Source organism: Bremerella sp. P1 (genome assembly GCF_028748185.1).
Classification (GTDB): Bacteria; Planctomycetota; Planctomycetia; order Pirellulales; family Pirellulaceae; genus Bremerella.
The window spans coordinates 1-24,926 of record NZ_CP118164.1 but is presented as its reverse complement, the minus strand read 5'-3'; the positions used below and the strand labels follow the sequence as shown (position 1 = coordinate 24,926).

General features: G+C 55.5%; 18 protein-coding genes and 1 tRNA gene. 11 read left to right on the top strand and 8 right to left on the bottom strand.

From position 1 onward, the window contains the following. Positions 1 to 7 precede the first annotated feature (7 nt). The 3 genes from PSR63_RS00095 to PSR63_RS00085 all read right to left on the bottom strand — a co-directional run bounded on the left by PSR63_RS00095 (position 8) and on the right by PSR63_RS00085 (position 6,774). Complete coding sequence (locus PSR63_RS00095) at positions 8 to 910, bottom strand: DUF58 domain-containing protein (RefSeq protein WP_274329659.1); 903 nt, start codon at positions 908 to 910, stop codon at positions 8 to 10. Continuing rightward, complete coding sequence (locus PSR63_RS00090; protein ID WP_274329658.1) at positions 879 to 1,925, bottom strand: AAA family ATPase; 1,047 nt, start codon at positions 1,923 to 1,925, stop codon at positions 879 to 881. The genes PSR63_RS00095 and PSR63_RS00090 overlap by 32 nt, the downstream gene beginning before the upstream one ends. A gap of 160 nt (positions 1,926 to 2,085) precedes the next feature. Further along, the gene (locus tag PSR63_RS00085) at positions 2,086 to 6,774 is read right to left on the bottom strand and encodes an outer membrane protein assembly factor BamB family protein (protein ID WP_274329657.1); all 4,689 of its coding nucleotides are present in this window, start codon (positions 6,772 to 6,774) and stop codon (positions 2,086 to 2,088) included. 479 nt (positions 6,775 to 7,253) lie between these two features. Here PSR63_RS00085 and PSR63_RS00080 point away from each other — a divergent pair, with 479 nt between their 5' ends. Next, the gene (locus PSR63_RS00080; RefSeq protein ID WP_105357292.1) at positions 7,254 to 7,592 is read left to right on the top strand and encodes an HU family DNA-binding protein; all 339 of its coding nucleotides are present in this window, start codon (positions 7,254 to 7,256) and stop codon (positions 7,590 to 7,592) included. A 118-nt stretch (positions 7,593 to 7,710) separates the two neighbouring features. Here the strand turns inward: PSR63_RS00080 and PSR63_RS00075 are convergent. Then, positions 7,711 to 7,783 (bottom strand) — tRNA-Phe (locus PSR63_RS00075). A gap of 455 nt (positions 7,784 to 8,238) precedes the next feature. On the opposite strand from PSR63_RS00075, the gene PSR63_RS00070 reads away from it, so the two are divergent. The 8 genes from PSR63_RS00070 to PSR63_RS00035 are packed head-to-tail and all read left to right on the top strand — an operon-like array spanning position 8,239 to position 20,114. Then, on the top strand, positions 8,239 to 9,864 hold the full coding sequence (locus PSR63_RS00070) for a prenyltransferase/squalene oxidase repeat-containing protein (RefSeq protein WP_274329656.1): 1,626 nt from the start codon (positions 8,239 to 8,241) through the stop codon (positions 9,862 to 9,864). A gap of 47 nt (positions 9,865 to 9,911) precedes the next feature. Further along, positions 9,912 to 10,802 carry a hypothetical protein gene (locus PSR63_RS00065; RefSeq protein ID WP_274329655.1) on the top strand — a complete coding sequence of 297 codons (891 nt, stop codon included), beginning with the start codon at positions 9,912 to 9,914 and terminating at the stop codon, positions 10,800 to 10,802. Between the two features lie 27 nt (positions 10,803 to 10,829). After that, positions 10,830 to 11,513, top strand: coding sequence for a MotA/TolQ/ExbB proton channel family protein (locus PSR63_RS00060; RefSeq protein ID WP_274329654.1), 684 nt, complete (start codon positions 10,830 to 10,832; stop codon positions 11,511 to 11,513). A gap of 16 nt (positions 11,514 to 11,529) precedes the next feature. Next, positions 11,530 to 12,042, top strand: coding sequence for an ExbD/TolR family protein (locus PSR63_RS00055; RefSeq protein ID WP_274329653.1), 513 nt, complete (start codon positions 11,530 to 11,532; stop codon positions 12,040 to 12,042). Further along, on the top strand, positions 12,039 to 12,743 hold the full coding sequence (locus PSR63_RS00050) for an ExbD/TolR family protein (RefSeq protein ID WP_274329652.1): 705 nt from the start codon (positions 12,039 to 12,041) through the stop codon (positions 12,741 to 12,743). Before PSR63_RS00055 ends, PSR63_RS00050 begins: the two co-directional genes overlap by 4 nt. A 60-nt stretch (positions 12,744 to 12,803) precedes the next feature. Further along, complete coding sequence (locus PSR63_RS00045) at positions 12,804 to 16,217, top strand: outer membrane protein assembly factor BamB family protein (RefSeq protein WP_274329651.1); 3,414 nt, start codon at positions 12,804 to 12,806, stop codon at positions 16,215 to 16,217. Beyond that, positions 16,214 to 18,559, top strand: coding sequence for an ABC transporter substrate-binding protein (locus PSR63_RS00040; protein WP_274329650.1), 2,346 nt, complete (start codon positions 16,214 to 16,216; stop codon positions 18,557 to 18,559). The genes PSR63_RS00045 and PSR63_RS00040 overlap by 4 nt, the downstream gene beginning before the upstream one ends. Positions 18,560 to 18,566: 7 nt before the next feature. Continuing rightward, positions 18,567 to 20,114, top strand: coding sequence for a hypothetical protein (locus tag PSR63_RS00035; protein ID WP_274329649.1), 1,548 nt, complete (start codon positions 18,567 to 18,569; stop codon positions 20,112 to 20,114). Between the two features lie 12 nt (positions 20,115 to 20,126). Here PSR63_RS00035 and PSR63_RS00030 read toward each other — a convergent pair whose 3' ends face one another. Further along, the gene (locus tag PSR63_RS00030) at positions 20,127 to 21,443 is read right to left on the bottom strand and encodes a serine/threonine protein kinase (protein ID WP_274329648.1); all 1,317 of its coding nucleotides are present in this window, start codon (positions 21,441 to 21,443) and stop codon (positions 20,127 to 20,129) included. 226 nt (positions 21,444 to 21,669) lie between these two features. After that, positions 21,670 to 22,386, bottom strand: coding sequence for an RluA family pseudouridine synthase (locus PSR63_RS00025; protein ID WP_274329647.1), 717 nt, complete (start codon positions 22,384 to 22,386; stop codon positions 21,670 to 21,672). On the opposite strand from PSR63_RS00025, the gene PSR63_RS00020 reads away from it, so the two are divergent. Both PSR63_RS00020 and PSR63_RS00015 read left to right on the top strand, forming a co-directional pair. Then, the gene (locus tag PSR63_RS00020) at positions 22,358 to 22,942 is read left to right on the top strand and encodes a Maf family protein (protein ID WP_274329646.1); all 585 of its coding nucleotides are present in this window, start codon (positions 22,358 to 22,360) and stop codon (positions 22,940 to 22,942) included. The two genes, PSR63_RS00025 and PSR63_RS00020, sit on opposite strands and share 29 nt — an antisense overlap. A 30-nt stretch (positions 22,943 to 22,972) precedes the next feature. Continuing rightward, positions 22,973 to 23,230: a hypothetical protein gene (locus tag PSR63_RS00015; RefSeq protein ID WP_274329645.1), complete on the top strand. Its 258-nt coding sequence runs from the start codon at positions 22,973 to 22,975 to the stop codon at positions 23,228 to 23,230. Here PSR63_RS00015 and PSR63_RS00010 read toward each other — a convergent pair. Together PSR63_RS00010 and PSR63_RS00005 are read right to left on the bottom strand one after the other, a co-directional pair. Further along, positions 23,227 to 24,174 carry a class I SAM-dependent methyltransferase gene (locus PSR63_RS00010; protein ID WP_274329644.1) on the bottom strand — a complete coding sequence of 316 codons (948 nt, stop codon included), beginning with the start codon at positions 24,172 to 24,174 and terminating at the stop codon, positions 23,227 to 23,229. The genes PSR63_RS00015 and PSR63_RS00010 overlap by 4 nt on opposite strands. Before the next feature lie 127 nt (positions 24,175 to 24,301). Continuing rightward, positions 24,302 to 24,865, bottom strand: coding sequence for a hypothetical protein (locus PSR63_RS00005; protein ID WP_274329643.1), 564 nt, complete (start codon positions 24,863 to 24,865; stop codon positions 24,302 to 24,304). Between the last annotated feature and the right edge of the window lie 61 nt (positions 24,866 to 24,926).

Below are 24,926 nucleotides of genomic sequence, written 5' to 3'. Positions count from 1 at the left end.
AACTTACTTAATTGCGGTGGTGCATTCCCAGTCGATTGGAAAGGTACGTGGTCAGGACAGTCGCCAGGGAATCCCGCGTACGAACCAGTGCATAGTCGATGGTGTTCTTGGTGCATTCTCGACGCATGGAAGCAGTGAACTCGTTGACCGCTTCCAGGTACCCTTCGCGAAGTGCTCGCGGGTTACAGGTCAAATGTTCGGGTAGCTCCAGACCCTCGAAACGGGTTGAGCCACTAAAGGGGAAGTCTAGCTCGTCGTCATCCATCACGTGGAAGACCATCACGTCATGGCCACGTTGACGCAAGATGCGGAGCCCCTTGGCCGTGGCGGCGACATCGCCGAACAAGTCGGAAATGACGATCACCAGACCGCGGCTGGTGTACCCTTCGGCAAACTGTTTGCAGATGGTCTGCATGTCGGTTTTGTCGCGCGGCGATTGGTTGGCCAGTGCCTCGACAACCGTATTGAGATGCGTCCTTTTGCTGAGCACCGGCACGCGATACCGAATGGCATCGTCATATACGGCACAGCCAACGGCATCTTGCTGTTTCAGAATCAAGTACGCCAGCGACGCGGCAATCGTGCAGGCATAGTCGTACTTGGTCATCGGGCCATCGCCGTAGCTCATGCTCGCCGAGGCGTCGACCATCAGCATGCAGCGAAGATTGGTGTATTCTTCGTACTGCTTGATGAAGTACTTGTCGTGCTTGCCGAGAACTTTCCAGTCGATATGGCGCAGATCGTCCCCGGTCGCATACTCGCGATGCTGGAGAAACTCGATCGACTGCCCGAAATAGGGGCTGCGATGAGTACCGGAGAGAAATCCTTCCACGACGTGCCGGGCTCTGAGTTCCAGTTTGGAAATCCGCCCGAGCGTCTCAGGATGCAAATATTTTTTGGAATCGGGCATCGCTGGTCAGCTGATCCTCTTTGGCGGGCGTTTCCTGCAGAATCCGATCGATCACGTCGTCGGCCGATACTCCTTCGCTTTCCGCACCGTAATTCAGCACAATGCGGTGCCGCAAAACAGGTTTGGCCAAAGCTTGGATGTCCTCGGTCGTGACGTGCGTGCGGCCATGCAGCAGAGCCCGAGCCTTACCGCCGAGAATAAGAAACTGAACACTACGCGGGCCAGCACCCCAAGAGAGCATCTCGCTCACAAATTCGGGAATGCCCGGCTCACCGACGCGAGTCTGGCGAACCAACGTGATCGCATAGCGAATGACATGATCGGAAGCGGGAACGTCGCGAACCAGACTTTGCAGTTCGATCAGTTCCTCCGCGGTGAGCACTGGCTCAAGCTTGACGGACTGCTTAGCCGTGGTGCGGCGAGCAATTTCAAATTCGTCGTCGAAGCTGGGGTACTTCACAAACACCTTGAACATGAAGCGGTCCTGCTGCGCTTCCGGCAGCGGGTAAGTACCTTCCTGTTCAATCGGGTTTTGCGTGGCCAGCACAAAGAATGGATCGGCAAGTTCGTGACGCACGCGGCCGACGGTCACGGTGCGTTCCTGCATCGCTTCCAGCAGTGCGGCTTGGGTTTTGGGCGGGGTTCGGTTGATTTCGTCCGCCAGAATCACGTGCGAAAAGAGCGGGCCTTGCAAGAAGCGGAATTCGCGAGCACCGGTCGACTTGTTCTCTTCGATGATTTCCGTACCGGTGATATCCGCCGGCATGAGGTCAGGCGTGAACTGGATGCGGCTAAAGCTCAGTTCCAGCACTTTCGACAGCGTGCTGATCATGAGGGTTTTGGCCAGACCCGGCGCCCCTTCGAGGAGACAGTGGCCTCGACTCATCAGACAGATGAGAAGCTCTTCGATAACGTCGGATTGCCCGACGATGACTTGGCCTAATTGATCAAGGATTCGCGCTCGCGCGACAGATATTTTCTCGATCGCCGATTCGGCGAACTCTGATTCAGACATCCAGGATCTTTCTGTTTGCTAAGAAAATCAGGGAGGAGCAAGTAAAGTTTCGACAGCCAAAATGGTTAACCGATCCGTTAAACCTTACCTCGCTTATCGTAACTTGTTATGCGCGATTTCACAACATAAATCGCGGCAGTCCGAAGTTGTACGGCAAGACTTAGGGAGCTGCCTTTGCTGACGATGGGGGGTAAGAAAAGTCGATTTCTGTCGCTGCCGGTGGGGCCGGAACTGGGGGGTGGTCGGGATCAAACTTCAGTTTTACTTCTAAGGCGGCCAGTTGAAGCTGAATGGTCTTGTCGCTCGGATCGCCTGACAAGGAAAAAGTCACACTCAATTCACTGAATTCTTGGCGGAAGAGGACACGTCCGTCTCGCTTATCCAGCAGCAAGACTTCCAAGGCCGAGTTCATTTGTGGCGTACGGGCATCCGGACGATGCAGTCGGGCCACCAAGGCAACCACGGGTAGCCCACTCGATTGGAAGTCTTCTAGAAGGTAGTTATCGTGCACCAGGGCTGGACTTTCCCAAGCCATTTCGCCCGTTTCGAAGTTGATCGCATAGATTTCCCCGCGAAGAAGCGTTTCGCTGTTGTCGTACGGAATACTCCGGAAGTGTGGGCGTGGGTTGATGTCACGGTAGACAGCCAACAGGAACTGGTCATCGGACTCAACGACTTTCAACTGAATCGCTTCTCCATCGCGAGGAAGCGTCTTCTGATGAACCACATTGCCATCGGGGATGTTAATGATCTGTAGTTGGCCGAACTTGTCGAGGGTTGCCAGCCATGGCTTGCGGCTGATCAACACACCCTTGGTAACACTCGTGGCTTCATAGTCATGCGTCCAGAGTCGTTCTCCGGTGACCGCATCGTAACCCGAGAGGCTAGGTGCTTGATCCATCTCCTTGGTATGCCAGGCAACGACCACCCCATCGCGGACGGTCCAGATTCGATCGGAACTGGGAAGCTCGACCGTATCGAGCAGTTCGCCATTATCGGCGGATAAAACCATGGCGTTGACCGTCGTACCGAGCTCGCCCCGTTCATGGTCTTCGTCTTCTGGAATGGCGACGACGTGCTTGCCGGTCACAACCAATTCGCAGCCCAGCTCGGCGCCGTCTCGCTCCCAGTAGATGCCACCGGAAATCGGATCGCGGCAAATGATTCGCGAGCCAATCTGGTAGCAGATAAGTTCGTGATTTCCAGAGAACTGGCCGATTGGTTTGTGCGTGGTGACATCGCGTGCCGTACGCTCCATTTCGGCGAAGGGATTCGACTTCTTCGTGTACACGTCGAACTCACGTGTCCGGCGGTTCGAGCCGGCCACGCCGTTTTGCAAATCGGTACTCCAGATCAGCCGCGATGAATCTTCGCTCGGCAGATTGGGCATCATGTTGAATGCTTGAAGTTCGCTGCCGAGCGAGAGCATCAGCAGGTGACCGAACTGTTGTGCGTGCAGAGCACCGATTTGAGGTTGGTACAGTTTTCGGCCACTTTGCGTGGTAAACGGAATCCGCACGATCGGGCTGCCGAACGAATCGCGGACGATGACCAGGTTGGCGTCGCTATCCAAAAGCAGTGAATAGTCGGTCGGAGCGACCTCGTTGGCCTCTTTCAGGCGGATCGGATAGTCGACACGACTGAAGCCTTGGCTGGGACGCTGCTCGATCTCAGCGGTTGCCTCGGTGTAGGGCCAGATGCTTTTCTCACGCACGATCGCTGCCGCAACGGGATCCCATTGCTCAAGAGCCGCTACCTGACGACCGGTTCGTTTTCCGTCGACGGCCACGTTGCTGTAGTTGCTCGAAATTTCCTTGAACCACTGGGCGGATTCATTGGCCAAGCCTGACTTCTTCAGCCCTGTGGCGAGTTGAAAGACCAGCGGTCCCATTTGCTCGGCCGGGACGTCTTCGGTCATCAAACTGCGGAGGACGCTCTCGCCCTGCAGGATGAGTCCTTTGTCCAGCAGGATGGTGGCAAGTTCGACGCGTGCCTGCTGAGCGGCCGGAAAGCGTGGGAAACGGTTCACGAAGCGAGCGAGCTCCTTGCTGTCCGTATTCTCGGCAGCAAGGATCATGTCGAGTCGTTCCTGAACGGCCTTGTCGGCTTGTTCTCGTTCGTCAGCCGTCATCGCATCATGCAATTGGCTGATCTTGCCACGCGCCCAGCGGTCGGCACTGACCTCGACATCGGGATCGAAGTCGTGAATCAACATTTCACTGGGAACGACCTGCGACGACAGGTATTCGTCGGATAGATCGAGGAAGGCGAAGTAACGCTGTAGCGCCTCGTCGTGTTTACCTTCGGCATGCAGTCCCCTGGCGGTCAGACGTGCCAAGGCCATCTTCTCTTCGAGTGAGTCGGCCAAACGCTCCATCTCCTCGACAACATCGCGGAACTTGGAGAAGTCTTGTCCCAGTGCGGCGAGGCCTGTGGCTACCAGTTGCGTCCGCGTTTCCTCGCTGGATTCGATATCCATCGAACGCTGCAGCGAGGCAAGTGCTCCGGCCAGGTCCCCGTCGTGTTTCTGCAATTTGCCAAGCATGCGAAGCGCTTCGGCATCGTTGGCATCTTTCGCAAGACGAGCAGTGACCTCACGGCGAAGGGCATCGATTTGCTTGTACGCGGTCACGAATTCCGGGCTGACCGAGATGACGTAATCTTTGTAGCAGACCAGGTTGCCCAGTTCGCCGACGGCATCAATCGGAGTATCGAGTTTGCCGTCGGCCAGATGAATCGGGATGATCTCGTTCTTGGTCGTCGGCAGATAGTACTTACCGTTCAGGCGGAAACCATAGCCGCTAGGTAGTGACTGTTCGGGAAGTTCCCTGGATTCCGGTTTCCAGGCAGGCTCGCCGTTTTCGATATTCACGCCTGTCACGGAAGACTTGCCGATGACGAGGGCCAGATCTCCTTCGACACTCGCCAGCGCGACGTTATCGCGGCGGGGTCGTTCCCATAGCTTTTCGCCAGTCAGAAGATCGAGGCAGTAGAGGAAATCGGAATCGGTCGGAGTGACGAGAACTTTTCCCTGATGCAGTAGCGGTGTGCCATCGTTCCAACGATCGGCCAGGGCCATGAAGTCCCCTCCTTGATCGCGGCTGGAAATGCGTCGGCCAGGGCGGTTGCGGTCAGGCTCTTTGTACTGAAACCCCCAGAGCAGTGCCTGGTTGGAAAGGTCGACCGCGACGATCGAGCCGGAATTGGTCGGACAAACCAGGATGCCCCCTTTGTGCGAAGGGGTGGCGGATTGAAGGTACGACTCGAGTAACTCGGTTGGGCTGGCACTTGTTTGGCGGGCCAGTTGCTGCGACCAATTGATGCGGCCGGTTTCGGCATCGATACAAAGCAGGCGAATCTCGTCAATGATACCCGCCATTACGAACAGGTCTTTGCCGATTGGCAGTGGCGGACCCAGGAAACGGGCCTCGGAAAGCTGGTTCTTCGCTTGATCTTCGTCGGACGACGCGCCCCCTAACTGCCAGAGGATGGCACCTTCGCGAGCGATATCGAAGCAATAAAGGTGATTCTCCTGTCCGGAGAAAAGCCCACCAGTGCTACGCAGGCCACCACTGGCCAAGAGGGACCCCAGGTCGTCGCCTGGCGGTCGATCGTCGTGGACGTAGTACAAGCGTTTTCCATCGGAGGACAAATGACCCGAGCGTGCATCTGCCCAAATGGCTCGTTCAAATTCTCGCCCCAGTGCTGGGAAGATATTGCTCATCAGATCGGATTCTTGTTCCGACAAATCGAGATCGAGGTTATCCCACGGAAACTTCCATAAGACTTTGCCGCTCTTGATGTCGGTCGCCAGCAAACCGGCCGGCGTTCGGAAGATCACCTGGTTCGAGACGATCACGGGATGAATCGCGGGAAACACGGGGATGCGATTATCTTGGAATCGCTGCATCGATCCGCGAATGTCATCTTGCTGTTGGCGACTTTGAGCCATGCGAGCATTCCACTGTACCTCCTGCAGCGGTTCACTACCGCGCGAGGGAGCCGTGCGAGTCTCCGACCCCTGGAACATCTTCCAGGCGTAGGGTGGGTGCTCGTTGTTCGTCTCGGCTTGGGCAAGCTGGGCGAGGATCTTTTCCGGCGGAGTGCTGCCGACAATTTTCATGCTGGGAAGCAAACGCTCGAGGGCCTTGTCGTCCTTCAGCCGGGCAATGATTGTCTTGGCTTCGGAATCCTGGCCGACTTCCACCAGGCAGATCGCACGCATCAGGTCAGTTTCGTCCTGGTATTTGCGAGACTGCTGCGGTTTGTAGTCGAGTCGCCGCAAGTCCAGGAGTGCCCCTTCCCATTGGCGCGCATCCATCGATTTGCGGGCCAGGATGATGGCGGCCTTCTCGCCGGCGTTGGTAAACAGAAATCGCCGAGCAACTTCCGACAGTTTCCGCTGGTCGTTCTCGGCCAGGGCTTCCTGAAGCAGTGCTTCTGGTTCGGTACCGACCAGCAATTGATACGCTTCCAAAACGCTCGGTGGAAGTTTTTGAACGAGTTGCAGCGTGGTCGACTTCACGCTGTCGGAGGTGGTCTCTTTGCCATCATCAAGTGGAACGAGGAAGTCCTCTGCGTTCTCTCCGGCCAGTAGTGCAATCAGGTCTTGAGCGGCATCGGTCCAACGTTCGTCGTTGGAGGCCTCTTCGATGCGATCGAGGCGTAGTCTTGCTTCGCGTGGAATGGGCAGGAAGAACGACGATTCCAGGTCGGACTGTTCATCTTGAGCGATCGCGACACAGGGAATCAGGCAGCCAGCGATCAAGAGGGCGATTGCTGTGCAACGAAAGAAGACTCGGGAGCGGCTTGCACCACCAGGGAGGAGAGAAATTGAGTTCCGAATCATGAACGTGCCCTGCATTTCCGTTGAAGGGGTGATATCACCAAGTGGCGGCCATCCAGCCGAGCCATCTTTAGCTCTGCCCAATAGTACTCTATTCCAGTTTCACTCAGGAAAACAAGTTTTGGCGATCTTGGACAGAGAAATTGCCGCCAGGGAAGCCAGATTTTCATCGTTGCCGCACCCCTGTGACAACCATGGTGACGACGCACGAGCATCCAACGTTTCCGAAAACCCCGAAGAAACCGGATCGAATCGCCTGTCGCAGAGCCCAAACGAGGGGAAAAAAAGGGCTGAAATTGGCCCAAAACCGGGGTCAGCGGGCTTTTTTCCGGCAAATTTCCTACTATTTCCCGGGAAAAAGGGGGTTTTAGCGTTTGGCTGTCTTGAAAAACCGTGGCAAACTTCTTTAATCGACGCGTTCCGGAAATCGGACTTTTGTGACCCATTTTTACATTGGATAGCCTTTCTAGTAGGGAAACCCCATGGCAAAGAAAGCTGCAGCTGCAACCGTCAAGAAACCCCTCACCAAGACCCAACTGCTGACCAACATCGCAGAATCGACGGGCATTGCGAAGAAGGACGTCAGTGCGGTCATGGACGCGCTGTCCTCGGAAATCGGCAAGGCCCTGGGTCGTAGCGGCGCTGGTGCGATCGCCATTCCAGGCATCGTTAAGATCGAAAAGAAGAAGGTCCCGGCTCGTCCCGCCAAGAAGGGCGTGCCAAATCCTTTCAAGCCAGGTGAGCTGATGGACGTTCCGGCCAAGCCGGCCTCGACCAAGGTCAAGGTTCGTCCTCTCAAGAACCTCAAGGAAATGGTCTAAGCCATTACCCTGTAGGGTCTTGCGGTTTACGCAAGAAACGCAAAAGGCTCTCGGAATCGATGATTCCGAGAGCCTTTTTTTTGTACTCAAAAGCAATCGATGAAGCATTGCTCGAAAGTGGTCAGAGCCGGGATCGAACCGGCGACACATGGATTTTCAGTCCATTGCTCTACCAACTGAGCTATCTGACCTCGTTGGGAAGGAGCTAAGTCTAGATATCAGGCCAAGTGTTGTCAACTGGGGGCCGCGCCGACGCAAGTCAGAGGCACCTGAACGCGGCTGGGTTCGTTTGCGTTAAGAATTAATTCTCAAGCGCGAAGATATTTAATACTCCGTTCATGGGGCGTCGCGAGTACCTGTAATTCGGTACCAAAACAGCTTGGCCGAGTGTCTCAATTTGCCCATTTGTTGTGAATATTGTCCACTTGCTTGACAAGTCGAATCAACATTTCTAGCCTTAACAACCATGCTGATTAAGAGTTACGTACAATTTGCGACGACTCTTGAGAGGGGGTATTAGATCCCCTGTGTAGCCTCTCGTCTCGGCTTTTCGATTGGTAACCGACGTCGCGGACACGGTTCAATATGCCAATGGTTCCGGGCAGAATCTACGCGCAACTCTTCTCAGGAACAGAACAACAATCAGATGTCCCAGCGAACGAAACCAACGCGGTCGGTATTCGTGTGCTGCTTCGTAGCTTTAGGGCTCGGTGTGGGTGCGGTTCAGCCTGTTTATGCGCTGACACCGGAATCGCCAGAGGTCCAAAAGGTGGTGAAGGCAGCCAATGCGTACCTTGCTGCTTCGGGCACTCACAATCGCATTGGCGGAAAGTCTGTCATCGCCCTGGCCCTCATGAAGTCAGGCACGCCAAAAGATCATCCCAAGATCACCGAAGCGATTAACGCGTGTAAGAAGTTTGCCGAGAACGTACCGGAGTTCAAGCACGACGTAGTCTACGATGCCGGTCTGGCACTGATCTTCCTCTGTGAACTGGATCCGGATGCCTACAACCGCGAGATCCAGAATCTTGTTACGTTCTTCCTCAAAGCCCAACGTCCTCATGGTGGATTTGGATATTCGGAGCGACCGTCCGGCGATAACTCCATGACCCAGTACGCGGCGCTTGGCTTGTGGCTGGCCCACGAGAATCGCTTTGAAGTGCCGCTGGAAAACATCGCCGGCCTGACCAACTTCATCATGTCGGTGCAGGATCCTTCCGGTGGTTTTGGTTACCAGGGGAATATCTCGCCACGAGGAAAGCCCCGCGTGCAACAGAGTGAGATACGTCCGAGTTTGACGACGGCCGGGCTTTGTACCTTATACGTTTCTGCCGACGCGCTCGATTTGAGTAATCGTCGAAGACAAGCAGCGGAAGACCTGCCGACGGAGTTTATCGAAGTCACGCAAGACCCACGCCGTGCGTCGGCGAGGAAAGCCCAAGGGCTGGTTGATAAAGACGCGTTACGGTCGGTTAAACAACTTGGCGATCAATGGATGGACAAGAACGCCAAGGTCGAGGGGACGCGTTGGCCCTTCTACTTCCTTTACGCCTTGGAAAGATTCAAAGCCTTTCAGGAATTGGACCAGGGACGCCCCGATCCCAACCCCAAATGGTACGCCGCCGGATACGACTACATTAAGAAGAAGCAGGGCAACGATGGCAGTGTCGAAGCCAACGATGAAGGAAAGCCGGTTGGTACCGCGTTCGCCGTTTTGTTCCTCGTGCGGGGAACGCAGGAAACAATTAAGAAGACCGTCAAGACATTCGACAATGGGTTGTTGGCCGGCGGACGTGGACTGCCGGACGATTTGGCTGAGGCCGAACTTCGAGACGGCAAGGTTATTAACGTGAAGGAAGTTCCCGAAACGGATCGGTTTCTCGAACTTCTCAAGTCCGACGATGGCTCACTGGATGAGCTGGTCGATTCGGACGCCACTTTCGATATGAACTTAACAGGTTCGGAACGCGAAATCGCGCTGCAAGCCGTTCGGGGAAAGCTTCGCCGTGGTAGTTACGCGGCGCGCCACATGGCTATTCGCGCGATTCGCGATACCAAGGATTTTGACAGTGTGCCGTATCTGATCTTCGCCCTGTCCGACCCCGATCCTCGCATCGTCGTCGAGGCCCGCGATACGTTGCGATTCATCAGTCGTAAAATCGATGGCTTCCAGATGCCCTCCAATCCAACCCCACCCGAGCGAGAATTGGCCGTCAAGAAATGGAAAGAGTGGTTTCGCTCGCTCCGCCCTGATGCCCGGTTTGTGGATTAAACGGAATTCCCCGAGAGCTGAACCCCTGAAGAAGTAATTGCCGGCCCATGGCGTCGATCGCACCTCACAACAAGAGCAAGCAGAAACCGGTTCATGCCAACCTGGCTAAGGTTTCCGCGTACGATCAGGTTGCGGGTTTGTTAGTTGCTGTGTTGATCATCGTCGGCGCTGGTGTCGGCGTTTTGTTTGTCATCTATTTGACGACCCAAAACTGGGAAACCAATGTTTCGATTCCGGTGATCATCGAGCCATCGCCTGGCCGCGGCGATCACGCGATGGGGGTCGCCCAGGATCTGGAAGCTCCCGGTTTGGAGGAACTCGAAGAAGTCCTCGAGCCCCAGATCGAAGCCAACTACGAGGCCGTCACCGATGCCGTGACGTCGCAACAAGCGGCCCTAGAGAATGTCGATGGAGCGGCTCAAACGACCGATGGTGGAACTGGCCAAGGAGACAGTCGTCCGCTGGGCCCCGAAGGAAACGGCCCCGATATCATCCCACGCTGGGAACGTTGGCAGATCGAGTTCGCCGGTTCCGATTTGCAGACCTACGCCAAGCAGCTTGATCATTTCGGTATTGAACTGGGAACCGCTGGCGGTGGCGTGCAGACGATTGACTACGCATCGAACTTTTCTGGTGGGACCCCCAAACGGCGAACGGCCTCCGGCAAGGAGGAAGATCGACTCTACTTCACCTGGAAGACAGGCTCGCTGCGCGAAGCCGACATGGACCTGCTAAAGCGAGCCGGGGTTAACACCCGGGGACGCATTCCGATGCAGTTCTACCCACCTGATACAGAAAACCTGCTGGCATTCGTCGAGCAGCAATATATGGGGGAACGCCCTCTGCATACGATTCGAAAGACGGTTTTTGGTATTCGTCCGACTTCGGATGGATACGAGTTTTTTGTCATGCGTCAGTTGCAACGCAGTACCAGATAGCCCAAAGCGAAATTAGCGAATTTGAACATGGACATTACTGGACTTACCCAAATCTTTGCGACGTCGATGTACGGCGCTCTGGCCCTAATTGCTTTGTGGGGCATGTACTGCGTTGCAACGATTTGGGCCCGCGTCGCCCAGAAACGATTCCGCAACGAAGACCAGCAAGACGCGTTTCTAGATGCGGTCGAAGAACCACTCGAACGGGGCGACTTCAAGGAAGCAAGCGAGATCTGCGAATCGGATCCGCGTGCCTTGCCCCAGCTTGCGTACCTTGCGATCGAGAACCGCGAGATCGGCTACTCGCAGGTAAAACAACTCATCGTCGAGCGTTTTCAGCGTGACGTATTGGCAGACCTCGACCACCGTATCAGCTGGGTCAACACGGTGATCAAGGGAGCCCCGATGGTCGGTCTGCTCGGTACCGTGACCGGTATGATGGGGGCCTTTGCCAAGCTGGCCGCCGCTGAGAAGGTCGATGCCGGCGCCATGGCCAGCGATATCAGCTTGGCCCTGATCACCACGGCTTTGGGACTGGTCATTGCGATTCCGCTGACCTTCTGTTTGAACAGCATCAATATCCGTATTCGCAAGATGGAAGATTTAGTCGCTGTCGGACTGACACGCTTCATGGGCAGCCTGCGAGAAGCAATCGCGACTGAAGCGATGCACGATCTGGAAGAGATTCAACCGGTAAGTTCCTCGAAGTAACCAGCGAAAGACGACCATGTCTGACGAATTGATTGAAATCGAGGAAGGCGAGATCATGCCGGCCCGCAAAAGGCCGCAGGAAGGGGATCTCGATATCACGCCGATGATCGATATCACCTTCTTGTTATTGATCTTCTTTATCGTGACTTCCAACTTGCAGCAGCAAACCGCGGCCGAGATGCCGCAAGCAAAACACGGTACGACCGTTTCTTCCCTCGATTCGGCGGTCATTACGATGACGGCCAGCGAAGCAGAAGGACGAGCGGTCGTTTACCTGGCGGATGGAATCACGGAAGAAGCCAGGGCGGAAGATAACGATCTGAATCGCCAAGAGGAAGAAATTACCGAGTACGTCGAACGCAGTTTCGCCGGCACAATCGAAAGTGGTGTCCCCAAACGGCATCTGCTGATCAAAGCCGACGGCAAGGTTCCTTATGGTGAAGTCGAGCGAGTCGCCCTTGCCGCGACCCGAAGTGGTGTGGTCGATTCGGTCGAACGTCTCTACTTGGGGGTACAGGAAAAACAGTGAGTACTGGCGTTTTCCGATTTCGATGCCCCGCATGTAGCGACCTTCTGTCGGCTAGTGTCGACATGATTGGCGGGACGACCTATTGCTCCAACTGCGATACCCGTCTGGAAGTTCCCAAGCCGGCGCGTTTGAGCGACTCGCACGACGAAGAACTGATGGAGCTGACCGCTGAAGACGTGGTCGAGCCGCAGCCCAGTCCACGTGAATCAGAAAACGTGGTCGCCCAGGAGCAGCCGGTCAAGTTCGCATCCAACCGCGAACGCGAGGACGGTGAACTCGATCTTACGCCAATGGTCGACGTGACCTTCCTGCTGTTGATCTTCTTCATGGTGACGGCCTCGTTTCAGATTCAAAAGTCGATGGAGGTGCCTGCTCCGAAGGACAACGCCCCCAGTGCGGTTGCGCAGCAGGAAGAGGATCCCCAGGACGACCCGGACAACATCTTGGTCCGGATTGATTCATTCAACACGTACTACGTTGGGTGTGCGGCGTGGGATCAGGAACGCGAAGCACCCAGCGAGCAAGAACTGTATCGCCAGATCCGCGAAGCCCGTGCGTCGAATCCTTCCCAGCCACCTCGCACACTCTTGGTGATCGCCCATGTCGAAGCCTTGCACGAGAAAGTCGTGACCGCGCTGGATGCCGGTGCGGATGCCGGGGTGGATTCGATTCGGTTGATGTCGACCGAGGAAGATTTATGACAACTCGGTAGCCAAACCGAACCCAACTGATTCGTTCACTAGCAGAGAAAATAAGCCACGATGAAGATTTCGGATTTCATCGACCTAATCGAAGCCCACGACTACATGGCCGATAATCAGATCGCCGCCATCCGTCGTCAGATGAATAGTGGGCAACTCGATGTCACCGTTGAAGAGTTGGTGAGGTTCTTACTCGATCGGCAAAGACTGACAAAATACCAGGCGAAAAAGCTCCTTGCTGAAGCACGCTCTGGCGTCACGGCCGAATCGATCCCGGTCAGTGAAGGCCGACGTCGAGCCCAGCAGAAGTGGATGGATGCTGCCCCCGTAAGTGAAGAAATTGTCGAGACCGAAGCCGACGACCTAGTTGCGTTGGATGATATGTCCAGCGAACAGGATGCGACCACCGCCGATCCGCTCGGGCTGGGAGGCATCGACGGCTTTTCCAGTGAACCTGACGAAGTCGATCCCTTTCAGGAAAGTGGTGACGATAAGGGCAAGTCGTCCGCACATAAAAAGAAAACGAGCCGAGCCAATCCGTGGGACTCTCCCCTGCTCTTGTTTGGCGGTGGTGGTCTTGTCTTGTTGTTGCTGGTCGGTGGCCTGCTCTACTTTTGGCTTGCATTTGATAGCGGTGACGACATGTTTCAGGCCGCCGAAAAAAGCTATCGCAGCGGCTCATATGTTCAGGCAGGTGCCGAGTACAACAAGTTCATTCGTCGCTTCCCAGATCACCCGAGCGCCCCGGTCGCAGAGGTTCGTCTGGGGATGGCTACTCTGTGGAACATGGTCGAAGGTGGTAGCGACTGGGAACTGGCCCTGAAGACGACGCAGGAGGTTCTACCCGAGATCGACGAGTCGCCAGCGTTTGATGAGGCGCGTCCCGAACTGGCAACTATCCTTCCGGAAATCGCGTCAGGCTTGACCGAACGTGCTCAACAGTCCGAGAGTGTCGACGAGAAGCTGCGGCAGTCCGATTTGGCGAGTGCGGCAATGGAACTGGTCAACGATCCAACCTACCTGCCAACGTCATTGCGGGAAGCTCAGCAGTCGCGGATCGAAACGATCGAGATGAACCTAGTTAGGGTCCGCCGCGAGATCGATCGTGATCAAGCAAAGAATGAAGCCCTCGCTAAAATCGAGGAAAAGACGGCCGAAGGAAAGTTTCAGGAAGTGTACCAGCTTCGGCGATCACTGGTCGATTCTTATCCGGGTCTCCGCACGGACGAAAGCTTGATCGATGCCGTATCCGGGGCGGCGAAGAAGCTTGTAGATCAAGTGATTCCGCTCGATAATTTCCCCGCCCCGATCACTGAAGACGACAACGGGATGAGCTTGTTGTCGGAGGTGACGCTGGTTCAACGTGAGCCTGTCTTGCCGGCCTCGACCAGCAGCGAGACGGCCGTCTTTCGCCTGGATGGAACGGCTTACGCGATCGAAGTTGACTCAGGCAAGCTGTTGTGGCGGCGTTACGTTGGAATGGACGACAACGCCCAGGCCGTCTCTTGGACTGCCGATGGCGACAAGACCGTCGCTGCTCTGATCGATACGCGAGAGAATCAACTCCTGGCGGTCGATCAGCGAACCGGAGAAGTTCTCTGGAAGCAGAAGTTCGAGAGCCAATTGTTCCGCCCCAAGGTTTTCGAGAACTCGGTGCTCGTGGCGGAACGCAGCGGCAAGGTATGGAAGATTGCCCGCGAGTCAGGCGAAGTGATCGCCGCCGTTCAAGTGCCGCAAGAGATCTCAGCGCCACTGGGCATGCTGGATGAAGTGGCCGGTGTTTATGCCGTGGCCGAGCACTCCAATGTGTATGTCCTGTCTCCCGACAACCTCATCTGTGGCGAGGTCATTCCGGTTGGGCACGAAGTTGGGACGATCACTGTCGAACCCACCGGTACGCTGCGACAAATGTTCCTCTTCGAGAATGCGGGGCTCGAGTACAGCTTTCTGCATCTCTATAGTGTCGATGCCGGCGGTGGCGGTGCGAAGCTTACACAAGACGTCGTGCGACAAGCCGGTCAGGTACTGGTGACACCGATTGTCGCCGACGCTCGCCTGGTGGCCACCAACGACCGCGGCGAGGTATTAGTTTATGAAGTCAACACCGCGGCCAAGGATGTGCCGGTGCGTCTGGTCGCGGCAACCAAGGCCGACAGTTCTGAGCCGATCCTCGGGTATGCGGCGGTGAGTCGCGGAGACCTGTGGGTGTGTGATCGCCGCATGACCCGATACGTGATGCAGCTTTCACGTGGTTCGGTGGTCCGCAAGATGGTTGATCACGATGGCGATACGTTTGTGGCCCGGCCACTGGTTCGTGGAGACAAGATCATTCACGCCCGGCGAAGTTCCGGTGCCGACGGTTATGTGATCGAAGCCCAACGCATCCAGGCCAACAAGCTGGATGACATCTGGCAAACGACCATCGGAACCCCGACAGCCGGCAAAGCATTTACGCTGAAAGGAGCCGATTCGCCCCTGGTCGTCACCACCCGTGGTGCCGTGTATCCGCTGCCGAAACTTGGGATGGGGAATACTCAGATTATCGAGCAGCCGGAGTCGAAGCTGGATGTTACGACCAAGCCGTATCAATTCAGTAGCGGACAAAAGCTCGATGATACGAATGAAGTATTCTTTCCTCCTAGCGGCGAGAATCGTTCCATGATGGTCAGCACGCGTGGTGACGAGGTGATCGCCCGGGTTGTGCCCTGGGAGATTCCTGCCACCGACAGGGTGACCCTGCCGGTCGTTTGGGACGACTATGTTTTGATCCCCACCAAGATTGGTCAAATCCTGGTAGTCGATGCCAAGTCCGGAGCCGCCGATGTCCAGCCTTATCAGCCAGAGCTGGCGTTTGGCGAGACGATCGATTGGTCAAATCCAGCGGTTGTGGGCGGCTCGACGCCATCGGTGATCGTAAGTGATCGACGCTCGCGCCTATTTCGACTGGCCATCGAGACTAGTCCCGAACCTCACCTGACCGCTTTAGATCAAGTGAAGCTGACCGAAGAATTGTCCGGAGACTTGGCCGTCGCCGGGCTGATGCTTGTCGGGGTCGGCAGCAAAGCAGAAAAAGACGTGCTGCGACTCTTCCAACTCCCAGAAATGGCCGAGCAAGACCCGATCGAAATTTCCGGGGATGTCGTCATGTCGCCTGAGGCTGTCGACGGTCGAGTTTACTGTGCAACTGCGGGGGATGGGCTGATTGCAATTCGAGACGATTTCTCCGTGGCCTGGAAGTGCCCACTCAATGCGATGACGATTGCCAGTGGTCCTGTGTCGGTCAACGACATGTTGGCTGTCTCCTTTACGCAGGGGCAGGTATGGCTCATCAATGAAGCTACCGGCGAATTGGTTACCGAGTTCAACGTGGGCGAGCCATTGGCCGACGGACTGTCTTACTTCGATGGTCAACTTTGGGTCCACGGCTACGACGGTACGCTGCATGGCATCGCCTTGGAGGGACTCACCCAATGATGCGTTCTGCCGAGCCAAGAAGTCTCGCTTGGGCAATCTTGCTATTGCTGACCATCGCTGCGCCTTTGAGTGCGCAAGATGGCAAGCCGACGGACGAAAAGCCTATTCCGGTCGAGATGACCAAGCCACTGATCGAACGCGAGCCGTACGACTTGATGACGGTTGCATCGTCCAAGGATGGTAAGCCTCTGCGCATCAATCCGATTAATGCTGCGGCCTATCGAGCCGGATCAAGTGATCGAAATGGTCAGGTCACAGTAGAACTCGCCGACATGCCGGGGCGTAAATTCCAGATTGCCTGGCGAAGTGTCACACTCTATCAGCCGTTTCCACAGCTATTGGTTGAAGAAGCCAGAAAGAATCTGGCAGCGAAGGACTTCGATCTCACGTTTCGGTACCTGCAGCGTTTGAATGCGGAGTACCCCAAATACCCTGGCGTCGAGCGACTGCTGGAAGATCTCCTCGTTCAGAATGCCCTAGAGCGATTTCAGGCCGGTGCACTCGACGAGGCATTAGGCATGCTGGAAGAAGCGAAACGTAAGTTTCCGCAGAAGTCAGGCATCGATAAATCAATTGAAAGTGTTGGCCTGCGATTGGTGCAGAAAGAGATCGATGATCAGCAATGGCAATCGGCCCGGAAGTTGATTGAGCGATTTGAGAAAGTGTACGGCGACACATTCTCCGACAGTATCAGCGAGTGGCGAGCCGACCTGGCCCGTCGATCGCAACAGGAACTCAATCGTGCCAAACAGCAAATCGCGAAGGAGGATTACCGCGCTGCATTGGAAGCAATCAATCTGGCGTTGGCGATCGATCCGGCGATACCCTCAGGCAAAGAGCAACTGGCCGAACTGGTGCGACGCTACCCACAGGTTCGCATCGCGACACTTGCTGCTGGAGACGCCATGCCACCGCATGAGACTCTAACCTGGAGTGGCCGGCGAAATAAACGGCTCATGTATCGCGATCTCACCGAGATTGTCGGTTACGGTCCTGAAGGGGGCGAATATGCCTCACCTTTTGGATCGGTCATTCGTCCAGTCGATCGTTTCGAGCTGTCGATTGTCTTGCGTGATCGACTGACACCTGTCACCGGTTTTGACTTGTCACGACAATTTCAGGATCCGGCCTCGCAGAAGGACGAAATCTTGGCCGGCCTGACTCCCTTGATCGAAAAGATGACGGTTCGTGAAATCCGGCAACTCGACCTTCGCTTGCGATTGCCACACGTCAGACCGGAAGCATTGCTTGGCTTTGTGCCGCGAAAAGGAGACGTCTCGCAGTTCCCGATTCCGCCCAATGGCCCCTATCGTGAGTTGAAGGTCAAGGAAGACGGGCAGAGCTTTGTCCCGGACAAGAACTCGAGCCTTGCTGCGAATCGATCCCCAAGTGAAATTCAGCTACTACCCTTCGAAACAACAACCGATGCGATGCTTGCCCTGGCGGCTGGCGAGGTGCATATGGTGGATCGACTCGATCCTGCGACGGCTGCTCGTCTGTCGGTAGAGACTCCGGAAGACTTGGTCGTTGATCATTATCGTGCCCCGACGTTGCATGTCTTGGTACCGAATTTGAACAACCCTTACCTCAAGAACCGCGACTTTCGCCGTGGCTTGTTGTACGGAATCAATCGCCAGGAAATTCTGCACTCGCGGCTGTTGGGCGGGAAGGAATTGGACGGGTGTCGCCTGGTGAGTGCGCCGATTCCCAGTGGAGTCAGTCCCGACGATCCCGTTTCGTATGGATATGATCTGTCGATCGCTCCGCGAAATTACGAACCACAGATGAGTATTGCCCTGCAGAAGTTGGCCGAAATTAAACTGCGGGAAGAGGCCGAGGCAAAGAATGAGGCCTTGCTTCCAGTGGCAAAGCTGGTGATTGGTCATCCCAATTCCGAAGTCTCGCGACAAACGTGCCTGGCAATCGTGCAGTATTTCAAGCGTTTGGGACTTGATTGTGAGTTGAAAACCGTAAGTGCCGAGGCGACTGATCCAGCGGCCGTTGGAGTCGATCTGCTTTACGTCGAGGTTCAAGTCGCGGAACCACTGGTTGATGTGCCACGGATGTTTGACCGATACATTCCCAATGTTCATCAGACGCAATACTTTCAACTTGCTCTGCGGCAGTTGGGACTATCGCGAAACTGGCAGGATGTTCGCGAACGGTTTTGGTCACTGCATCGGTTGGCTCACGACGATTTGCTGATCATTCCACTTTTTCAACTCCAAGATCATTTTGTCTACCGGCGCTCGCTCGGCGGTGTTGGGTATCAACCGATGACCTTGTTTCAACAGGTCGAACGTTGGGACCTCGCTCCGGCTTGGGATGTCGCTCAGAATTGATTTTTATATGACGTTACGGCAGAAAACAGTTCGATGGCTTTGCGGGGCATGCTTGGTGCTGCTCTTGGGGCCGGCGTGTGCCCAGGCAGCAGAGCACCTGCCGTGGGAGATCGCTCCGTATCGTACCTTGGTCTGGGTCGAGACCAGTCCGACTTGTCATGTGGACGATGCGTTCTTCACGCGTTTTACCGAGGCACTCAACGATAAACGCTACGCGACCAGTGGAGCGGTGCTGGCGACCGACGTGCAGCGGGCACCACTGCCGCTTGCCCGGTGGTTTGCTAGTGGCGTTGATTCTTCTTCGCTGGTCACTCGCCTGGAAGGTTTTGAACTGCGGCCTGACGACTACGACCGCATTCAATTGATTTCCCTTGACCGTGATGGCGACTGGACGGTCACTTTTCGAGAATTCGACACCCTCACGCGAGCTTGGGGAAGCGTTCATCGAACGTCGGTACGTCAACGATCGCTGCTGCCAACCGCTATCCTGCGGATCACTTACGATAAGTTCGCAGCGTTGGCAAAGATTACCGACGTCGACAAGCCCGATGTGGCCCTAGCTTTAAAGGCAACCACACTGGTCGAAGAAGAGAACCAGACGCGACAGCTTCGTCTGAATGAAGCCGTTGCTTTCTCGGCTCCGGAAGAAGACATCGACTGGAAGAAGCCGCCGGCACTTGGACCTTCGGATGTGCCCTACCCTGGCCCGCTGCCTGGCAATGTGGTCGTGGGCGAAGCGATGCAACCAATCTTGCGACGCAACGACCGCCAAGGCAATCTCGTGCCGAACAATGGTATCGTGGTTATGCCATGGACCTACGTTCGCTGCGACGCGAATGATGGTTTGCAGCTCAAGGGAACCATGATCTCGGGTTACAATCAGCCGCTTCCAGGCCGAAGGAACGTGCGTACCCAGCGTCTGGCACTGGCCGTTCGTCCTGCTTATGAAGCGACCGAGCTAAAGCTTGTCGATAAGTCGACCGATGCGACACCACTATCCGGGTACGAAATCTATTCCAAAGATCCGGAGGGCCCCACGCTGATCGGCGCGTCGGATGCCCGAGGAAATGTACAGATCACGAAAGACCCGCTATCTGCGGTCCGCTCACTCTATGTGCGAAGTGGTGGCAACCTGCTGGCTCGGCTGCCGGTTGTTCCTGGCCACGAGCAAGAGATTACCGCACGAATACCCGACGATAGTCCTCGCTTGTTAGCCGAAGGCTTCGTTGAGGGTTGGCGGGATCAGCTAGTCGATACGATGGCTCGCCGTCAGATTCTCGCGCAGCGTATCCAGCGGAAGATTGAACTCGGGGAACTCGAGGACGCCGAGAAATGGTTAGCCGAGCTGCGATCAGGACGGACCGTTAATGAGTTGGCGTTCGAACTTCGATCGGCAAAAGGGCAATTCTTAAAGGACAATCAGCTCGACCCGACGATCAAACGTCGAATCGACGACTTGTTCGAGAAAGGTCAACGGCTGGTAACGCAAGACAAGAGCTTGCTCATGGAAGGCCAACTGGCCAAGAAACTGGAAGAAGCCAAGAACGCCCAATGATCGCGGGCACTTCTATTGGCTGATTACCGTGGCGACATAAGCCACAATCGCCCCGAATACCGCTGAGGCTGGTAGACCGAAGACCAGTGCCATGATCAACTGCTTCTCACGGCGTGTGTACCGCGTGACAACCGGAATGGGTGGGGGAATCACAGCCGATTTGCGAGAGTCGCGAATCGTTTTCGTGTCCTGATCGCCCATCAGAGCTTGAACGGTCGACTGCGAATACTGGCTTCCTTGTTCGGCGCTCGAGCCTGATCCACTCTCGGAGAGCTCGTAAATATTCGAGCCGGCTTCCGTATCGTTCAATCGCGCCGATTCCGCCCCGGTGTAAACCGGCGGGGGTGGCTGCCAGGCAGACTTAATTGGTTGGCCGGTGAAATCGGAGGCACGATGATCCGATGCCCATGGTTCGAGTCGGGCAACCACTTCGCTGGCCGATGCGATCCGGCGAAGCGGATCCTTTTCCATCATTTCGGCGATGATCTCGACCAACTCGCGATCGATGCTTGGATTGAAACGATGCGGATGCAGCGGTGGTTCTTCGCAGTGCCGTCGCGCCTTGTCTTTCACATTGCCGCCCGGGAAGGGAACTTTCCCCGTCAGCGCGTAGTAGAAAGTACATCCCAGCGAGTAGATATCCCACTTGGCCGAGACGTCGTGCGGATCGCGAATTTGTTCGGGAGCGAGGTAATCGATGGTGCCGACAATTTTTCCGAGTTTGGATTCTTCCGAATTGTCATTCATAAAGTCGGCCAAACCGAGGTCGGAAACCTTCGACGTGCCGTCGCGTGTGACCAGGATGTTACCTGGTTTGACGTCACGATGAATCAGCTTCTTTTCGTGCGCGTAGGCCAAACCGCGCGCGGCCTGCGAGATGATGCTCGCCCCTTGATGCTGATTGAGATGTCCCTTCGCGCGAACCAACCGGCGAAGGTCGGTACCTGGAACATACTCTGTCACCAGAAAGTGCACGTTTCCATCCTGTCCGGCATCGTAAGCGCGAACCAGGTTGGCATGATCCAATTGAGCCTGCATCCGGATTTCGCGAAGAAATCGGCCGATCGATTCGGGAGTCGAACGCTGCTGAGGCAAAACTTTGATGGCGACTTCACGTCCCATGAAGTTATGCTCGGCCTTAAAGACCTGACCCATGCCACCCTGCCCGATCCAGTCGGTGATGACATAGGGACCGAGGGTTAGCTTGGTAAGCCCTTTGGACAGCTGATCGGCCTGATACTGCGTGAGCATTTTGCAGTTGATCAGGTACTCGGAAAGCTCCTCATCCGAGAACTCGTGCTTCAGCGAGCCTTCGCGCAGCGTCTTCATGGCGTCCTCGAGCTGTTTGGCAGTCACGAGGCCGCTGGCAAGCGCGGAATCTCGAAATTTCTTAGTCTGAGAGCTGGGCACCGTATGGATCAATTGAAGAGGCTTGAGGCTCTATTAGTTTAACTTTGGCCGCCCGTTTTTGGGGAGGCTTTACGCTCGATTATTACCCAAAAAACAGAACATTGTTCATGTCAATTTACCTTTGCGATTGCCGTAAGGTTTTAATTTAAAGGAAGTTGTGCCAAATTGCTGGAATTGGTGCGGTTATGGTCAGCTTATCCTTGGTCACGGGGTGCCCAATAACCAATTGGGCAGCATGCAGGGCGATGCCTGCCGGGAATGGGGCCGAACTTCCGTACTTTCGATCCCCCAAAATCGGCACGCGGCGGCTCGCCAGTTGAACGCGAATTTGATGCTTGCGGCCGGTTAATAACTTGAGGGTGAGGTGGTAGCCAGATTTGACTTCTTCGACCGACTCGACCAGCAGCTCTGCTTTCTGACCTCCCGCAGTCTGGTGCCGGGAAGCGATCATGCGGTGGTTTTTTTCGTCTTTACGGATCCAATCGGTCAGTTTCCCCGCTTCAACGATTCCACTTCCTGAAGCAATCGCTTGGTAGGTTTTTTCGGTAGTTCGTTCACGAAACTGTTCGTTTAACCGTTTAGCTGCTTTGGAAGTCCTGGCAAAAAGCAGAACACCCGTCACCATACTGTCGAGACGGCTCACCACGCCCAGGTAGACGTTACCTGGTTTGTCGTACTTCTGTTTGAGATACGCTTTTACCTGGGTGACCGCGCTTTGCTCGCCTTCACGAACTCCCATCGTCGGAAGGCCTGGCGGTTTCATGATGGCGATCAGGTGGTTATCTTCGTACAGAACTTCCAAGGGAGCCAACGTAGCACTTTCCGGTAAATCAATGATGGCGAAATTCGCTGAATCTCTCATTTTGGCCAGCCAGTCTCCTCGACGGCAACTCCTGTTAAGGGAGGCGGGCTACGATGTTACGGTAATCACACCTAGCCCTGCGGCGGAAACCCCTCCTCGTCTAGACGAAACGCCGCGGGAATCGGTTCTGCGGATCGCGCGAGAAAAAGCCGAAGACGTCGCAAGTCGAGTTGAAAAAGGAATTATTCTCGCCGGGGACACGCTCGCTGAACTGAACGGTCAGCCGCTGGGAAAACCTGCCGATCGTGACCATGCTCGTGAGATTCTACAAGCTCTGCGTGGGCAGGATCACTTCGTCTGGTCAGCCATTTGTCTATGGCGTCGGCCGCTGGATGAAATATTAGTCGACGTCGATCGAACGACCGTAAAGATGGCTCATCTTTCCGATGAGGAAATCGAAGAATATCTCGACTCAGGCCTCTGGGAAGGAAAAGCGGGTGCGTTTGGCATTCAGGACCGCACCGGCTGGGTCGAAATCGACAAGGGAAGTCTTACCAATGTGGTGGGACTTCCGATGGAACTGCTTTCACGAATGCTAAGTCAAATGAACCAATAAGTAAGTTCGACGACAAATCGCAGACTGCCAATGAATGAAGCCCACCAGCACACTGGTTCCTGGCAAAAGTGGACGGTTCTCGTCTTGGCTTTGCCGCTGCTATACGTGCTGAGCAGCGGGCCAGTGATCGGCTTGGCGTTCTGGCTAAGGGAGTCGACTGGCTGGGATGGATTCTACCTGGTCATGTGGCTTTACTACCCGATTATCATCCTCGGGCACGACCATCCCCTGATGTACTACATCGAATGGTGGGTCGTCGACGTGTTTCACACCGTTGGGCCTGGTTAGAAGCCGCCTTGGTAGTCAGACAGCAGTTCTCGATCGGACAAAATGCTGGGGCTCTTGCGTCCCAGGAAAAAGAACGCCGAGGCTGCGTCCATCGCTTGTTTCTTTTTGGCGAGATAGTAGTCGAAGTATTTCAGCCAGAAGAAAGAAATTCGCGAGGCAAAGCTAACCGCTCCCCGCATTCGTTGCGAAGAGAAGAAGCTAAGCAGGAAGTATCGTAGCGACCAGGCCAGCGCCACACCGGGCCCGCAACTGATACCGCTATCGATTTCCTCGAAGTGACGGAATAGCCGGCGGTGTCCCAGTCGGGTAAAGCGAGTGAAGTCGTACTGCCGGCCGTGTACCTGCTGGATGAATGGCGTATCGGCATAAACGACGCCATCATCTTTCAACACGCGATGGATCTCGTCGACGCAACGCGTCGGATCGACAACATGCTCCAAGACGGCCTGCACGATGACCGCATCGAAGACACCATCGCGAAACGGCAAGTCGTGGGCATCGCAAATGACTTTGGTTTGTGGTCCCCAGGAGACATCCGTTTCGACCCACTCGATATCGAGATCATTCAGCGCGTCGCCCAGGCCAGCTCCGACAACTCCACCGCCCACCACCAAAACACGGGTACGACCTGAGCGGCTTTTGAGCAGCTCAAGAAGCTTTTGTGCATTTCGATCCGCATTGATGTTCAGCGAGACGTCGGGGATACGGTGACTAATCCACTCACGCCATTTGGGGATCGAACGGAAGAACGTATCTTCCTTTTTCAGGAAGGACTGGGTGTCGAAGATGCTGTTGTCTTCGCGGACCAGGATTGGAACGCCTTCGGTGGTCGGGAATTCCGAGTAACACTCGGAGTTCATGCAGACGACGGTGTCACCGCGCAACTCCAGCCCATGATGACATTTAGGGCATGAGGCAATCTGCCAATCGAGAAACGTTGCCATGCGCGGCGAATCCTTGAAGCGAGGACGAAATCAGTCCAGAAATCGTTTCAAGGATAGGTTGTAATTCATGGTCGCGGCGATGTAATTCGTCGCCGAAAAGCTGAAGACGACGTGACCTCCGGACTTGTTACGAGGAGCTGCCCTCGTCGGCGGCCCCTTCAGGGGCTGGTTCTTCCGTATCTAACGATGATGAGGATTCCATGTCTTCGAACTCTGGTGATTCACTCATGGGGACGTACGAGTCTGGCGTTGGCCCAAGGTCGAACTCGCCATTGGACGTGCGAAGAAGCCGCTGCGAGAAGTCTGAGTCATTGGTCAGACCTTGCGCCTCGACAATGATGGTGCCGCTTCCTTTAGTTCCTTCGACGTCGAAAGACCAGAAGTCTTCCGAGCCAAATTCATCGTCGGCATCTACTGAATCCATGATATTTGCGCTGACCGACTCGATCTCGCCGATCTCACGTTTGACATCGGGATGGTCTTTTAGCTGTCGTTCAACCTCGACTTCCATCTCCCGCATGAAGACCACTCCGGAACCGTCCGAGAATGCGCCCAGACCGAGAACACCGAGGAAGCAGCCGCCGCAGCCGAGACAGGCGATCACGGTTATTGCGCCAATGATGCCCAAAATAATGAGTACAGGATTGTTACTCGAACCGGTACGAGAAGAGCGATGCAAGGAGGACGTCATCGTAGTAGTTCCTTCTGGATTTCCCTGCCGTGGGAAATGAGCTGCGACTTGTAATGCAGCA